Source organism: Chryseobacterium vaccae, from assembly GCF_009602705.1.
Taxonomy (GTDB): Bacteria; Bacteroidota; Bacteroidia; order Flavobacteriales; family Weeksellaceae; genus Chryseobacterium; species Chryseobacterium vaccae.
The window spans coordinates 1,903,191-1,917,080 of sequence record NZ_VSWH01000001.1; the positions used below are offsets into that span (position 1 = coordinate 1,903,191).

Annotated in this window: 11 protein-coding genes; 7 read left to right on the forward strand and 4 right to left on the reverse strand. The window is 36.2% G+C overall.

Annotated features, from left to right (window positions below):
• Nucleotides 1-18: 18 nt before the first annotated feature.
• The 3 genes from FW768_RS08540 to FW768_RS08550 all read right to left on the reverse strand — a co-directional run bounded on the left by FW768_RS08540 (nucleotide 19) and on the right by FW768_RS08550 (nucleotide 3,510).
• Nucleotides 19-1,467, reverse strand: a complete 1,449-nt coding sequence (locus FW768_RS08540; RefSeq protein ID WP_153394554.1) for a DUF3945 domain-containing protein — start codon at nucleotides 1,465-1,467, stop codon at nucleotides 19-21.
• A gap of 98 nt (nucleotides 1,468-1,565) precedes the next feature.
• Nucleotides 1,566-1,847 carry a helix-turn-helix domain-containing protein gene (locus tag FW768_RS08545; protein WP_002980966.1) on the reverse strand — a complete coding sequence of 94 codons (282 nt, stop codon included), beginning with the start codon at nucleotides 1,845-1,847 and terminating at the stop codon, nucleotides 1,566-1,568.
• A gap of 406 nt (nucleotides 1,848-2,253) precedes the next feature.
• Nucleotides 2,254-3,510: a tyrosine-type recombinase/integrase gene (locus tag FW768_RS08550; RefSeq protein WP_153394556.1), complete on the reverse strand. Its 1,257-nt coding sequence runs from the start codon at nucleotides 3,508-3,510 to the stop codon at nucleotides 2,254-2,256.
• Nucleotides 3,511-4,261: 751 nt separating this feature from the next.
• Here FW768_RS08550 and FW768_RS08555 point away from each other — a divergent pair.
• From FW768_RS08555 to FW768_RS08575, 5 genes are all read left to right on the forward strand, one after another.
• The gene (locus FW768_RS08555; RefSeq protein ID WP_153394558.1) at nucleotides 4,262-5,017 is read left to right on the forward strand and encodes a hypothetical protein; all 756 of its coding nucleotides are present in this window, start codon (nucleotides 4,262-4,264) and stop codon (nucleotides 5,015-5,017) included.
• 9 nt (nucleotides 5,018-5,026) lie between these two features.
• Nucleotides 5,027-5,785 (forward strand): hypothetical protein, encoded by a 759-nt coding sequence (locus FW768_RS08560; protein WP_153394560.1) that lies wholly within the window; start codon nucleotides 5,027-5,029, stop codon nucleotides 5,783-5,785.
• Between the two features lie 2 nt (nucleotides 5,786-5,787).
• On the forward strand, nucleotides 5,788-6,585 hold the full coding sequence (locus tag FW768_RS08565) for a hypothetical protein (protein ID WP_153394562.1): 798 nt from the start codon (nucleotides 5,788-5,790) through the stop codon (nucleotides 6,583-6,585).
• 292 nt (nucleotides 6,586-6,877) lie between these two features.
• Nucleotides 6,878-7,312 (forward strand): transposase, encoded by a 435-nt coding sequence (locus FW768_RS08570; protein WP_153394564.1) that lies wholly within the window; start codon nucleotides 6,878-6,880, stop codon nucleotides 7,310-7,312.
• Nucleotides 7,302-7,664, forward strand: coding sequence for a helix-turn-helix domain-containing protein (locus FW768_RS08575; RefSeq protein ID WP_231128659.1), 363 nt, complete (start codon nucleotides 7,302-7,304; stop codon nucleotides 7,662-7,664). The genes FW768_RS08570 and FW768_RS08575 overlap by 11 nt, the downstream gene beginning before the upstream one ends.
• 201 nt (nucleotides 7,665-7,865) lie before the next feature.
• On the opposite strand, the gene FW768_RS08580 is transcribed toward FW768_RS08575, so the two are convergent.
• Nucleotides 7,866-8,642, reverse strand: a complete 777-nt coding sequence (locus tag FW768_RS08580) for an XRE family transcriptional regulator (RefSeq protein ID WP_153394566.1) — start codon at nucleotides 8,640-8,642, stop codon at nucleotides 7,866-7,868.
• 61 nt (nucleotides 8,643-8,703) lie between these two features.
• On the opposite strand from FW768_RS08580, the gene dinB reads away from it, so the two are divergent.
• Together dinB and FW768_RS08590 are read left to right on the forward strand one after the other, a co-directional pair.
• Entirely contained in the window at nucleotides 8,704-9,846 is a 1,143-nt protein-coding gene (dinB, locus tag FW768_RS08585; protein WP_153394568.1) for a DNA polymerase IV, read from the forward strand.
• A 7-nt stretch (nucleotides 9,847-9,853) separates the two neighbouring features.
• Nucleotides 9,854-12,904 carry a DNA polymerase III subunit alpha gene (locus FW768_RS08590; protein WP_153394569.1) on the forward strand — a complete coding sequence of 1,017 codons (3,051 nt, stop codon included), beginning with the start codon at nucleotides 9,854-9,856 and terminating at the stop codon, nucleotides 12,902-12,904.
• Nucleotides 12,905-13,890: the final 986 nt, after the last annotated feature.

Sequence of the window (13,890 nt, forward strand, 5' to 3'; positions counted from 1 at the left end):
CATGGATTTAAATGATTATTATAGTTTTTGTCCCCTTGGTTTTCTAACCTTTTTTTGCTGATCTTCCTGCTGTTGATTGGCAGGCTGCTGCTGTTTTGATTCTAAAGGCTCCTTTACATTTTTAGTAGCTTCATTGGTTTTACCCTGGGTGTTAACCGCGGTTTGGGTGTTGTGATCCTCTGTAGGTTTTGCCTCTTTAAGTTTATTAGGATGGGTAAAGGAGAATTCGGTTTTGGAGGTTTCTTTGTTGAAGGTAATATACCCCTGATAGGCTTTGCCTTTGGCATCCGTAAGGCCGTCAATATAAATGGTTTGCCCGGCTTTGAACTTTTCATACTGGGAATCGTCCAGTTCTTTTCCTCTGAATACTTTAGGTGCTTCTTTATCTGTATGCTGAGTTTGCTGTTGGTTATGATGATATTGACTTTGTTGTTGATTCTGATTATTATTGAACAGAAATTCCACATAGCGCTTATCCGCGTTGAATTGTACGGTGGCATCGAAAAGCTCACCTTTTTTAGAGGTCATGCCTTCAAGATATAAAGGTTTTCCTTCCAGTAAGATTTGTTTCTGATGTTCATTGAGCCTAATTCCTTTAATTTCATCAGGAATTTTCATGTATTCCGCTCGATAGGCAACCAGTTCATTGGTGAGACGATCACGGCTGATGACTGATGGAATGATTTCATCGGTTTTAGGATTGACCAGATCCACTACCCTGCCCATATTCCCGGTTTCTTTCAGGTTCTTTTTGTCTTCATCACTGAACTGATGACCTAAGAATTTATTATTGAGGTTCGGCTCTTTGCGGATGCCATGCAAATGAACAGCAACCTGTCCTGTATCTCCTGTCTGAAGGGAAAGCCTGACATCCATCTTGCTCACTGCCGTTCCCAGATTAATGGTGATGGGAATTAATGTATTGGTTTTAAAACCTCTGAGTAATGAATCCATAGCGTTCATCTTTTCAAGCTTCTCCTGATTAAGGCCGAATTTCTCCATCGTTTTCCAGTCGATCTGTTCAGGCTGAAAACGATATTCCTGATTGTCTGTGTTGTTGTCCATTGTATTTTGATTTTTGGGATTATTATTGTGTTGAGGTAAAACTTCGTAGTCTTTCAGCTTTTCTTTTTCTTCGGGGGATGCCTGATCAACATACTTCTGAAGATCCTTGGCGGTATTGACAGCATCATATTCTGAAACCTTGAAAAAGTTGAAATGCGTGGGGTTTTTAAGCTGCCGGTAAAAGTTGGAAAAGAAATTGGAGAACAGATCGCCGTGTTTATCAACCCTGATCAACTGCTCATTATCCTTTTTTTCTTGTAGAGGAACCTTTTGCAGATTCCCATCCTGATCAATTCCTTTAACCATTTCAACCTGGTTGGTATGAATGTTCAGCACTATCAAAGTGTCTGTTGATGGTTTGAATCCACCAGATTCCTGTGAATTTATCAATTCATCTTCCATTGTATTTTACTTAATGGAACGAAGGTATAGGCTTAATTAAGTGACTCGTAAAGATTGGAATGGTGATGAATGATTTGGCGGTGGATGTCTTGCTACTATCAAGAGTTTAAACACTCCCGGATCAATTGATGGACATCAGAAAGCTTATAATACAGCTTTCCGCTGATAGTATAGTAAGGCAGCTTTTTATCAGTCCGGTACCGCTGTAATGATCGGGAACTTATTTTTAAAAGCTGTAAAACATCCTGGTTATCCAGAAGCTGCTCTCCGTCTACTTCTATAAATCTGGATTGGTTCTTAAGCATCTGTTCTTTCAGTAGGTCAAATCTTTCCATAATTCTCTCCATCCAGGCTATAAATTCTGTTCTTTCGATATTCATAATGGTGATTTTTATGATTATTGGTGATGTAAAATTGAACAAGAGAAATCATATAAAATCACTAGTTTTTCGTAGTAACGAAAAGATTTTGTTTTTTTAATGTTAAAATTTATTTCCAGAATCTAATTATATGACAATGAAAGCCTCGTGGATAGACAAGAAAAAGAAGGTTTTGAAAAAGACTTAAGAGTGGTTAAAAAAATATGATAGCCTATCAGTCCCCAGCATGAAATTTCATGTGGGGTTATAGTTTTATTCTTCTCAATTTATATACACCTGTGAATCAGGAATGATACTATTGAAAAATCAGTAATCAATAAGACATTTTCAGCCGTCTGCAAGTAAAATGCTGATTAGATTGCTGTAAATATTAAATTAAAGAAGATTGCTTCCTCCAATTATTGAGTTAACTGGCGGCCATGCCTCCAAAATAACTTTCCTTATATGTTTTGTCAAAATAGTTACCCAAACTGATAGTATGGCTTTCATCTACAGGATTAATATATTTCATAAACATCTGCTCTGTAGTATGTCCGGTTGCCTGCATTAGTAAAGGAGTGGGAATTTTCCCATAAAAGTTAGTTGCAAAACTTCTTCGCCCAATATGACTGGTGAGTGCTTCCCATTTTTCAACTATTAATTTTTTTACCCTGTGCCCTACACGTTTTACCGCATTTACAGACTCATTGAGCTGAGCAATCCGGCCAATTTGTTTAATATGGTTATTGTATTTTGTAGCGGAAAGTTTTATAGGAAAATTATTTTTATACCGTTTAATAATTTCTAAAACAACAGGATGTATGGGCAGCAGGATCTCTTTTTTTGTTTTTTGCTGGATGAAGGAGATACACACCCGGTCATTCACTTTCTTCATTTGATCTGAATTAAATTTCATAAAATCTGAGACTCTCTGACCGGTATAGCAACTTATAAGAAGCCAGTCTTTGGCAGCCTGCAGCTCCCTTGGGACTTTAACCTTTCCTATTTTCATCACTTCCTTTTCAGTAAGATTTATGACGATTCTGTTTTGCCTCTCCCGTCTTATATCCAATTCCCTGACAGCAGTTCTTATACCCTTTCTTTCAGCGAAGTTTAGAATTGTTTTAATAAAATGAATAGTTCTGTATATAGTGTTCTCACTGTAAGCCTCTTCCTTTCCAAAAGAAATAAATCTTCTGATAAAATCTCCATCCATACTATTTACGTACAGTCTCTTAGCTGTAAAACCTTCAAACCTCTCAATAAGGTTAAAAAATACCTTGTATCTTTTGTAAGTTGACTGGCAAATGTATTCTTGTTTTGAGGAAATATACATATTGATAAAACAAAGCAGTGAATCTTTTGGATAATCCTCTTTCTCTTTACTGCAGAGATTTTTTATTTCTTTGAACAGATATCTTTGTGAAGAAAGTTTTCCCTTAGACCGATCTTCTTCAATACACTCTGCTAACCGTATTTTCAGAGCATCTAGCTTAGTATTAATTTTTTTATAGCACTTCAGGTAAATATTATTGGGACGTTGTTTTTTACTGTCCCAATCTTCCTGGCAGATTCTCAGCGGAGTTTTGAAATTGAAGAGCGGCTGACCCGATTGATTTTCAATTTTTAAATGAATAGATTCTTTTGCCAATCCACGATCAGAAATGAAAAATTTAAAAGTCATTGCTAGAAATATTAGGTTAATTTCCAGCTAATATAAATCAAAAGGTAGTCCTGTTTAGACTACCTTTCACTTACAAATATATAATAAATATTTTACTAGGCAAACAAAATTAACTTTTTGCTTATTAATATTTTAACTGGATTAAGAATGTTTTTTGTTAAAAATTACACATTATCACAAATAACTAACATAATTCAATTACAACAATTACTCATTTATGAATAAACTCATATGCAGATATATATCATAAAAAAAAGTCTAAACAGGACTACTTTATGTAAACACACATGAAATTAACACAACAACCTAAAAAAATGGAAAAATTTTTATTATTAAATCCCCGACTCTGCCCGATAGAGTCTTCTCAAACTGAAATGAATGTCTCCATTCCAAATCTTATTTGGATGAAAAAAAAGTATAAGCTTATTTGGGACAGTATTAGCTAAATACATACACACTTACCGACACGCTTCATTCACTTAATAAATATTATTTATAAGTTTTTACTGTGGCGGGTGCGTTGCTCTACAGCTTTTGCCCGCCAATTTTTAGAAATAATGAAAACGTATTAATAACATACAATTTATAAAATTTCCCAAAAAAGTGATTTAATATAATATTTAAGCCCCTTCTGGTTTCCCTCAAATATGCCACTATCACAATACACAGGTGATGAGAAAGAAAGGGGCTTATTTTTTATATGTGAATGGCACATTATGTAACAAAATCAATCTTTTATAAAAATAGGATTATGAAAAAAAAACTTATTTTAATCTTGGCTATTAATAGCCTCAGTATTAGCGCACAGCAAGGAGGAGTTGGCATTGGGACTACAAACCCGGACCCATCCGCTGCTCTGGATATAACTGCTGCCAATAAAGGGATTCAACTTCCACTCGTTGCACTCACTTCTACTCTAGACATAACAACAGTTGCCAATCCTAAAACAGGATTTATTGTTTACAACACAGCTGCAGCCGGGACAGGGAATACTTCTGTTACCAAAGGCCTGTATGCCTATAATGGAACGGTATGGGAAAAAATGTGGTCGAAACAGGAGGTAAAAACCGAAGTTGCAAAAATTCCATTTATAACCCCTGTTTTTGCGGCAAGTAATATAGCAGCCTCAGGAAGTATAGCAGCCGGTACAATTACAAATCTCACATTTAATACTTTATACAAGGATTTTCCGGTTGGTGCTCAGGGTAGCCCGGCTTATACAGGATACAGGGTACAAACTGCAGGTGGATATGTAATTTCCTTTAATGTGGATATAAGAAATGTCTCCGGGGACACCAATGGAGGGGCTATGGTTTATGTACAAAAAAACGGAGTCAATATATGCAGCTATGGAACAGATAAACGATATCAGTTCGGAGGTGTATCAAGTACCTGCAGTGTAAAACTGGTAGCCAATGACCTTATAACATTCAGGGTACAGTCTTCTAATGCCGCATATCAGATTACAAACCCTAATGTTTCCATTTCCAAAATATCAAATAACTAAATCAATCTTATGAAATCAAAACTTCTCATCTTATTTCTGGGATTAATGGCCATTATGAATAATGCCCAGATGGTGATAGGATCAGCCAATGTTTCACAATCAGCCATTTTAAAACTCGACTCCAACAATAAAGCACTAAGGGTTCCAAGTTTATCTGTGACGGATAATGCTGATGCAGCAAGTCCTATTGCTTCTCCGTCAACAGGCGTAATGTTTTATAATTCCAATTCAAATACTGCCAGCGATATCATTAAAGGAATAACCTATTGGGGAAGTGATAATAAATATCACCATCAGGCAAATGCAACATCAACTGATGATATTATCGCAACTGCAAATATTCCTTTGCTAATCTTCAGTGCTGCTGTTGGTCAAAAAGCCACTGTCCCTGTAGGGTCTTCCGGAGGAGGAGCCTATACCACTCTTACCCTCATTCCTTCAGAAATTGTCTTCGATAAATATTCCGGATGGATTACTGCCACAAGCCAATATAAAATCCCATCGAATGGAATATATATGCTTGAGTTTATTTCTGAAATGTCGAATACAGGAAACATTGGAGGAACTACTATTCATGATATATTAAAAGGGACTACTTCACTTGTCAGCGCATTTGGAAGGGATAACTTAATCAACAACAGGATGTACACTACCATAATCAGCACCCAGAACTTAACTTTAAATGACCTTATGACTTTTAAATATATCTATACCGCCAATAACTACAGAATTGAATCCGGAACAATCAACATTTATAAATATCAGTAATTATGAAAAAACAAATTATCTATATATTATACCTGCTGTTTATTTCTTGCAGCATATCGATAAAGTCTCAGGTAGGCATAGGATTAAACAATCCTGATACCAGCACAATACTGGATGTATATAGTACCAATAAAGGATTACTAATTCCAAGAGTCCAATTACTGGGAACCGATGATATCACTACAATTTCTGTAACATCCTCAACAAACTCGCCGGAACAAGGCACTTTGGTATATAATCTTTTGAACAGTGGTACCTCTCCCAATAATGTATTCCAGGATACATTTTATATTTGGACAGGCACCCAATGGGAAAGCATTGGAGAGACCGCCGATGTTCATACAGAAATAAACAATAATAATCTGACCAAGGTTTTATTTGCCGGAAAACCGGCAGTGGTCGCTGCAACCTATACAATGCCTAACTATTCAGCCTGGACTACAATGAATTTTACAACAGAAAATGTGGACATAGGAAATATTCATAGTGGTGGAACATTTACAGTGCCAGCAACGGGCCTGTACTCATTTTTTGGAGATGTCTCTTTACGATTATCAAGTACTAATGGTAACTCTAAGGCATTTGGGGCCCGGATTTTTAACAGTACAACCTCTACAGTATTGGCTATTTCATATTATGGAACAGGGGCAGGAGGTGCACAAGGAGATATGCCATTGTATTGGATGGGTAACTTAACCGCCGGGGACCAAATTCAGGTCCAATACAGAATGAGAGCAGATAACTCAAGTACATTGTCTACAGCCACTGTTTCCAGTATAACTGTAAGAAAACATTTTTAAAATAATCTTAATCATTACAATTTTCCTTTGGAATCTTAAAAACACAAATTAATCATAAATAATATGTAAACAGACCTAAAATTCATTCATTATTTGCATTAGCCCTGGAAATAGAGTGTGGATTAATGAAATCGTTTCAATCAAACATATTTTAATTAGAATGAAAGGTAAAATGAGAGCATAGGATAGATTTATTTGATAGAAACGGGAAAATTTAGATATGCTCACAATTAAAATTAATTGAAATGTGGATGTCAGGCATGTTTTATTAGTTAATAAATAACTGTAAATAATGAATTTTAAAAAGATATACATAGGGAAAATGATTAAAGAAAAAGTTATAGAAAATGAGATAGATATATCTCGTATCTGTAACTTTTTCAAATTTTCGGCAGGAGAAATTGAAAAAATGTACGAAGCCCAAAGTTTGGACTGCGAAATCCTTTTGAAGTGGAGCAAGCTTTTGGAATATGATTTTTTTAGAATATACTCCCAGCATTTGATTCTGTATTCTCCCTCATCTAAAGGGAAAGTAAAAACATTAACAACAAAATCTTCCCTTCCAAAATTCCGGAAAAATATTTATACCAAAGAAATAATAGATTTTATTATTGAGCAGATAGAGGCTGGAGAAATAACAAGAAATCACGTAATTGAAAGGTATAGAATTCCCAAAACAACTTTATTTAAATGGATTAATAAATATAAATCCAGTAATGAAAAATAAAATCCAAATTATGATTTCAAAAAAAACTACTCCAAATTATAAACAGATTTATACTGATATAATCAAGATTAAGTTTCCGGAAAAAAAGGAAAAATGCATTTCCCTGCTTAATAAAGCTGATTTATCCCAAATAGATATTATAGAACTCAACAATATAATTTTTGAGAAGCAGGATAAAGAAATAGAAAAATTTAATCAGAGACTTCGTTCTTATGATCTCGCTTCAATTCAAAAAATTCTTGATTATCAGAAGAGATACAAATATAATAATAGCCAACTGGCACATCATTTTGGATTAAGCCGAAATACAGTTACAAAATGGAAAAAAATGATTTCTAAACATCATGTTTAAGTGCAATAGCCTATTAAATTTTATTTTTAAGTACATCAGCTTCTTTCCTGAACATCAGGTAAACTTAACGGGATTATTTAACTTTAAATTAAAATATTTATATTAGCAGTATCCCACATTATGGGATTTTTTTCATCATTTGTGTTTTTTGAGCTTCCCTTCGGGGAAGTTTTTTGATTATGCTATGTACTCAAAATAAATTCAATTCTTATCTCCCATTTTTTCTTTGATCTGTTTGATATCGGTTTTAATTTCTGTAATAAAGTTTTGAATATGGTGTTCCGCAAATTCATCAGGCTCATATTCTTTAGTATTAATACTACAGGCAAATTCCCAGATCTCTTTAATTTCAGATAATGGTATTTTATAAGGCTCATAAAATTGATTGTCAGCCTTCACCCATATACCATCTGCTTCATGAAACTGAAACCTTTTATAACTGATACCATCATTGGTGGTAATGAACACATACGTTCTGTCCGTTTTCAGGTCCGAAAGGTTTTCTACATATTTTCCCACGATATAGGTTCCGTTCTTATAGGGGGGCATTGAATCTCCGTCAGCCGGAAATGCCCTGAACTTACCCCCTTTTAGAAAAGGTAATGATATGGTCTCCAGACTTTCTATGTATTCCGGATCTCCATAGCCATTCAGGTAGCCCATAGAAGCTTTTTGGGGAATAATCTCAATCTGATTGTTTCCATCCTGATCAATCTTTATAGGCAGAACGATTCGATTGTCAGGAAGCTCCATGAGTTCCTCTATAGAAAATTTTCTGACATCTACAGTCAACAATAAGTCGATGCTTATGTTATAGAATTTTGAAATTCTAAGCAATATTTCAATAGGAGGTTCTGTTCTGCCATATTCATAGGCGACATATCTGGATCGGGTAAGAAATAATAGATCTGCCAGTTCTTGCTGAGTCATATTTTTCTTTCCTCTCAAAAACACGATGTTATCAGAGAATTTTGACATTGTTACAATTTTAGACAACAAAAATACAAAATTAGTTTCAAAACGTGACTAATTTTATCACATGGAAAGAGCAATTGTACATATGGATCTGGATACGTTCTTTGTTTCCTGTGAAAGGCTGAAAAACTCTGAACTGGAGAAAAAGCCTATCATCATAGGAGGTGGAGATCGTGGTGTAGTGGCGTCCTGCTCTTATGAAACCCGCTTTTTCGGAGTCAGAAGTGCGATGCCGATTAAAATGGCTCTGCGGCTGTGCCCCGAAGCCAAAGTAATTAAGGGAGATATGGAAATGTATTCCAAAATGTCCCATATGGTAACAGAGATTATCCAGGAAAAAGTTCCTGTTCTTGAAAAAGCAAGTATTGATGAATTTTATCTTGACCTTTCCGGAATGGACCAGTTTTTCGGATGCTATAAATGGACCCATGAAATCGCAGAAAGCGTACAGAAAAACACAGGATTACCGATAAGTTTTGCTTTATCTACCAATAAGACCGTATCCAAAATCGGAACCGGGGAATCAAAGCCAACCGGAAGGTTTGAAGTCAAACAGCATGACATTCAATCATTCTTAAACCCGCTTTCGGTAAAGAAAATTCCTATGGTCGGCGATGTGACCTTTCAGCTGCTCTCTAGACTGGGGATCAGAACGATACAAACGCTTTCAGAAATGCCTGTTGATGTGCTTAGGCAGCTAATTGGCAAAAATGGAAATGAACTCTGGAAAAAAGCACACGGAATTGATGAAACCCCTGTAGTTCCTTATTCAGAACGAAAATCCATTTCTACAGAAGATACTTTTGCTCAGGATAGCATCGATATTCAGGGTATTCAAAGTATACTCTCAGGAATGGTTGAAAAACTCTGTTATCAGCTCCGGGCAGAGAAATGGCTGGTATCGGTAGTGGTGGTAAAACTCCGGTATTCCAATTTTGATACCGAAACCAAACAATGCAGAATTCCTTACACCTCAGCTGACCATACCCTGCTCAGGTATGTTTTAGAACTCTTTAAAAAAGTATATACCAGACGTATGAGAATCAGGTTAGTTGGAATAAAGTTTACCGGACTGGTTCACGGGTGCCATCAAATGGATCTTTTTGAAGATACGGAAGAGTTGATATCTCTGTATCAGACAATGGATAAAATCAAGAACAGGTTTGGAACTTCAAGTGTAGGAAGAGCCTCAGGTTTATTAAAATAATTACAACATGTTTCTGAATTGTCATTCTTATCACAGCCTTCGGTATGGAACCATTTCTATTAAAGAACTGGTTGATCAGGCTGTTCGTTTTAATATTAAAACCCTGGCTCTTACAGACATCAATACCATTACCGGGATCTATGATTTCTATAAGCTTTGTCAGGATCATAAGATCAAACCGATCATCGGAGTGGAAATACGGGTTCAGAATGAACTGTATTATATCTGCCTGGCGAAAAATCAAAAAAGCATTGCAGAAGTCAACAGGCTTTTAACCGCATACAACTGTGAAGACATTGAAATTCCTAAAGCCAATCCTGATTTTACAGATACTTTTGTTATTTACCCACTGGAGAATATTCCTGAAAAATTAGCAGATCATGAATTTATAGGCATCAGACAGAACCAGCTCAACCTTTTGATTCAACCGGAATTAAAACAATTCATTCATAAAATGGTTATTCTTCATCCGGTTACCTTTACAACCTCTGAAGAATATGAGCTTCATAAAATACTAAGGGCTATTGATCACAATACCTTGATCAGTAAGCTTACAGAAGCTGATTGCTGTAAGGACAACGAAATGTTTACTGATAAAAAAGAGCTTCTGGCTCAATTTTACCATGAGCCACAGATTATTGAAAATACAAAGTATATTGTTAATAGCTGTCATTTTGATTTTGATTTTTCAACACCTAAAAACAAAAAGCATTTCACTGACAGCAGGGAAAATGATTTTGAGCTTTTAAAACAGTTAGCCTACCAGGGACTTTCAAAAAGATACTCCGAGGATAACCTGCAGGCAAAAGCAAGAGTGGATAAAGAGTTAATGGTTATTGAACAGCTTAATTTCTGTGCTTATTTTCTCATCACCTGGGATATTATCCAGTATAGCAACCGGATGGGATTTATGCATGTAGGAAGAGGCAGCGGTGCCAATTCCATTGTTAGTTACTGCATCGGTATTACTGATATATGTCCTCTCGAACTGGACCTATATTTTGAGAGATTTTTAAACCTCAACCGTAAAACACCTCCAGACTTTGACATAGACTGGAGTTGGCAGACCAGAGATATCATATTGGAATATATTTTTGATAAATACGGAAAAGACTATGTTGCCTTCTGCGGGACCAATGTTGAATTTAAATACCGTTCTATTTTCCGGGAAGTAGGAAAAGTTTTCGGACTTCCGAAAGAGGAACTGGATATGCTTGCAACAAAACCGATTCAGGAACATGATACTAATTCGGTATCCAGGCAGGTTCATTACTACGGAAAATTGCTGGAAAAGTTTCCTAATCAGAGAAGCATGCATTCCTGCGGAATTTTGATCTCAGAAGAGTCTATCACTAACTATTCCGCTCTCGAAATGCCACCCAAAGGTTTTCCAATTGTACAGTTCGATATGTATACCGCCGAAGAAATTGGCCTCGAAAAATTTGATATCCTCTCACAGAGAGGTTTAGGTACCATTAACGACACTGTAAAACTGGTTAAGGAAAAAAGAGGAATCGATATCGATATCCGCGATACTTCTCTGTCAAAAGATGAAGCCAAGTGCAATGAATTCTTAAGCTCTGGAAAAACCATCGGCTGTTTTTATATTGAATCTCCAGCCATGCGGGGATTACTCCGCAGGCTGAAATGTGACAATTACAAAGTCCTGGTAGCCGCCTCCTCTATTATACGCCCGGGTGTTGCCCAAAGCGGGATGATGCGGGAATATATTTTCAGGCATAACAATCCCACAAAGTTTGAATACTTCCATGAGGTTTTTGAAAAGGAATTAGGAGAAACCTATGGCATTATGGTCTATCAGGAAGATGTTATTAAAATTGCCCTGCACTTCGGAGGATTATCCGCTCCCGATGGTGATGTGCTAAGAAGAGCCATGAGCGGCAAAGGCCGTTCTTTATCTGCATTACAGAAAGTAAAAGATAATTTCTTTGAGTCCTGTAAAAAGCTGGGACATCCTGAACAATTGTCTATGGAAGTATACCGCCAGATAGAATCCTTTGCAGGCTATTCATTCTGTAAAGCCCATTCTGCTTCCTATGCCGTTGAAAGCTATCAGAGCTTATACCTCAAAGTCTACTATCCCATCGAATTTATGGTTTCCGCTATCAATAACGGTGGAGGTTTCTACAGAACCGAAGTCTACATTCATGAGGCCAGGATGTCGGGAGCTGCAATTCATAATCCCTGCGTCAATTTAAGTAATTATCAGACAACAGTCTATGGTTCGGACGTTTATTTGGGATTGATGCATATTGAAAGACTGGAAACAAGGTTAGCACAACTGGTCCCTGAAGAAAGAACCCAGAATGGAGAGTATACCTCTCTTGAAAACTTTGTTAAAAGGATTCCTATCGGCATCGAAACATTGCAGATTCTAATCTTTATCGGAGCATTCCGCTTTACCGGAAAACAGAAGCATGAGCTGCTCATTGAATCAAGATTTCTTCTTGGAAATAATAAAGTTGCTTTCAGGCATTTGACTTTACTGGACGAACCTCAGAAAGATTATCAACTTCCCACAATAGAAAGAAATCCATTTGAAGATGCTTTTGATGAAATAGAAATATTAGGATTTCCTGTTTCTTTCAGCCCTTTTGATTTATTACAAACCCGATACAGAGGTTCTGTTTTGGTAAAAGATTTATTGAAGTTTCATAAACATCAGGTTAAAATGCTGGCCTATCTGATTTCAAGGAAGCATGTTCCTACCAAGAAAGGTACAATGTACTTCGGAACCTGGATTGATGCTGAAGGACAATATTTTGATACCGCTCATTTTCCAAATTGCCTTGAAGAATACCCTTTTCAGGGCGGTGGCTGTTATCTTCTATTGGGAACCGTAGAGGTCGATTTTCATTTTCCTACTGTTACCATTCATAAAATGGCCAAAATGCCTTTTATTCCGGATTCAAGATATTCAATGGATAAAGAGAAGTCATTGGAAGCCCAACGTAATTTGCATGAGGATGTCAGTATGACGTGGCGCAAGCCATATCCACAGGAACATGAGATTGGATTGCCAAGGCAAAAGATGTAGCATCCGAAATTACTAAAAAAAGATATCTTTAATTATTTTCAGTATTTATCTAGACTTCTCTTAATAAAAAAAGGAGTTATCTTTCGATAAGCTCCTTAATTTAAAATAACTATAAAGTATTAGTGAGAAGTAACATCTAATAAAGCCGGTAGACTCTTATCCCAACCGCCACCAAGTGCCTCTATACACGGCAACACTTGCTTTCAACTGATTGACCTTTTTTCCAACCAGTTCAAATTTATTGTACAAATCTAAATTTATACTTACTTTTGTACAATGAAAGATTAGGAAGAATTGAAAAGAAAATACTGGAGATTTCCCCGGAACAATTAAACAAAGAGGGCGGAAGCAATTGCATTTATTTTACGGCTTTCGACGATGTTTTATCGTTAGGCGTATAGGAAAAGAACGAATTGATCAACCAAATGACGAGGGAACGAAATATCTATTCCCAAAACCTAACCCGGAGAAGGATTACATTAGTGGATAAATAAGACTGCAAGGTTCAACCACTCATTTGGGTATATTGCAAACTCAAAATCGACAAGATGCCTATCTTGTCGATCAACTAATAACAATAATCGAATGAATGGATGAAAATCTTTTCCTATGGTTCGATTTCCTGGCGAAATTACAAAAATTTGAGTAAAACTATGCTTTCCACAGCCTTTCATTTCGGCTTCCAATTTATTTGGAATTATCATTATACAGGAAACAGCAAATAAAAAGGCTAAATTTCACCGGTATGGCCAATGCCTTTGTGAAAATGATCCGTCTAATCGTTTAGCAATCCGTACCATACCATAATGAAAGTCTATATATCAGAACAAGAATCATCACCCGAGACAGCTTTCGGCATTCTTATCCTCGATAACTTTTATCAGTTGCGGAAACATCGATATAGAAGATAGTATTCCGGCAGCGATTTCCAACAGGCTTTCATCATCGTAGTCTACTCATTCCCTTATTATCCTTACGCTTCATCT

Coding starts and splice junctions, on each gene's coding strand:
- FW768_RS08550 (WP_153394556.1), bottom strand. CDS start 3,510: ATGACTTTTAAATTTTTCATTTCTGATCGTGGATTGGCAAAAGAATCT.
- FW768_RS08580 (WP_153394566.1), bottom strand. CDS start 8,642: ATGTCAAAATTCTCTGATAACATCGTGTTTTTGAGAGGAAAGAAAAAT.
- FW768_RS08545 (WP_002980966.1), bottom strand. CDS start 1,847: ATGAATATCGAAAGAACAGAATTTATAGCCTGGATGGAGAGAATTATG.
- FW768_RS08565 (WP_153394562.1), top strand. CDS start 5,788: ATGAAAAAACAAATTATCTATATATTATACCTGCTGTTTATTTCTTGC.
- FW768_RS08590 (WP_153394569.1), top strand. CDS start 9,854: ATGTTTCTGAATTGTCATTCTTATCACAGCCTTCGGTATGGAACCATT.
- FW768_RS08575 (WP_231128659.1), top strand. CDS start 7,302: ATGAAAAATAAAATCCAAATTATGATTTCAAAAAAAACTACTCCAAAT.
- FW768_RS08560 (WP_153394560.1), top strand. CDS start 5,027: ATGAAATCAAAACTTCTCATCTTATTTCTGGGATTAATGGCCATTATG.
- FW768_RS08540 (WP_153394554.1), bottom strand. CDS start 1,467: ATGGAAGATGAATTGATAAATTCACAGGAATCTGGTGGATTCAAACCA.
- FW768_RS08570 (WP_153394564.1), top strand. CDS start 6,878: ATGAATTTTAAAAAGATATACATAGGGAAAATGATTAAAGAAAAAGTT.
- FW768_RS08555 (WP_153394558.1), top strand. CDS start 4,262: ATGAAAAAAAAACTTATTTTAATCTTGGCTATTAATAGCCTCAGTATT.
- dinB (WP_153394568.1), top strand. CDS start 8,704: ATGGAAAGAGCAATTGTACATATGGATCTGGATACGTTCTTTGTTTCC.